Origin of the sequence: Streptomyces sp. NPDC048481 (assembly GCF_043200075.1) — a bacterium.
GTDB lineage: Bacteria > Actinomycetota > Actinomycetes > Streptomycetales > Streptomycetaceae > Streptomyces.
Genome location: NZ_JBICXC010000028.1, coordinates 1 through 1,422, shown reverse-complemented (window position 1 = coordinate 1,422; position 1,422 = coordinate 1). Strand labels below are relative to the sequence as shown.

At 55.9% G+C, this 1,422-nt stretch carries 1 rRNA gene; it reads right to left on the bottom strand.

Annotated features, from left to right (window positions below):
• Positions 1–22: 22 nt before the first annotated feature.
• Positions 23–1,422 (bottom strand): 23S ribosomal RNA (locus tag ACGFSH_RS34260); the annotation flags it as partial.

The following is a 1,422-nucleotide window of genomic DNA, read 5'->3' as shown; positions in this document are numbered from 1 at the left end:
AACACAGTGGACGCGAGCAACTGAGGACAAGCCCTCGGCCTATTAGTACCAGTCAGCTTCACCCATTACTGGGCTTCCACATCCGGCCTATCAACCCAGTCGTCTACTGGGAGCCTTACCCCATCAAGTGGGTGGGAATACTCATCTCGAAGCAGGCTTCCCGCTTAGATGCTTTCAGCGGTTATCCCTCCCGAACGTAGCCAACCAGCCATGCCCTTGGCAGAACAACTGGCACACCAGAGGTTCGTCCGTCCCGGTCCTCTCGTACTAGGGACAGCCCTTCTCAATATTCCTGCGCGCGCAGCGGATAGGGACCGAACTGTCTCACGACGTTCTAAACCCAGCTCGCGTACCGCTTTAATGGGCGAACAGCCCAACCCTTGGGACCGACTCCAGCCCCAGGATGCGACGAGCCGACATCGAGGTGCCAAACCATCCCGTCGATATGGACTCTTGGGGAAGATCAGCCTGTTATCCCCGGGGTACCTTTTATCCGTTGAGCGACGGCGCTTCCACAAGCCACCGCCGGATCACTAGTCCCGACTTTCGTCCCTGCTCGACCCGTCGGTCTCACAGTCAAGCTCCCTTGTGCACTTACACTCAACACCTGATTGCCAACCAGGCTGAGGGAACCTTTGGGCGCCTCCGTTACTCTTTAGGAGGCAACCGCCCCAGTTAAACTACCCATCAGACACTGTCCCTGATCCGGATCACGGACCCAGGTTAGACATCCAGCACGACCAGAGTGGTATTTCAACGACGACTCCACAACCACTGGCGTGGCCGCTTCAAAGTCTCCCACCTATCCTACACAAGCCGAACCGAACACCAATATCAAACTGTAGTAAAGGTCCCGGGGTCTTTCCGTCCTGCTGCGCGAAACGAGCATCTTTACTCGTAGTGCAATTTCACCGGGCCTATGGTTGAGACAGTCGAGAAGTCGTTACGCCATTCGTGCAGGTCGGAACTTACCCGACAAGGAATTTCGCTACCTTAGGATGGTTATAGTTACCACCGCCGTTTACTGGCGCTTAAGTTCTCAGCTTCGCCACACCGAAATGTGACTAACCGGTCCCCTTAACGTTCCAGCACCGGGCAGGCGTCAGTCCGTATACATCGCCTTACGGCTTCGCACGGACCTGTGTTTTTAGTAAACAGTCGCTTCTCGCTGGTCTCTGCGGCCACACCCAGCTCGAGGAGCAAGTCCTCTCACCAAACGTGGCCCCCCTTCTCCCGAAGTTACGGGGGCATTTTGCCGAGTTCCTTAACCATAGTTCACCCGAACGCCTCGGTATTCTCTACCTGACCACCTGAGTCGGTTTAGGGTACGGGCCGCCATGAAACTCGCTAGAGGCTTTTCTCGACAGCATAGGATCATCCACTTCGCCACAATCGGCTCGGCATCAGGTCTCAGACTATGTG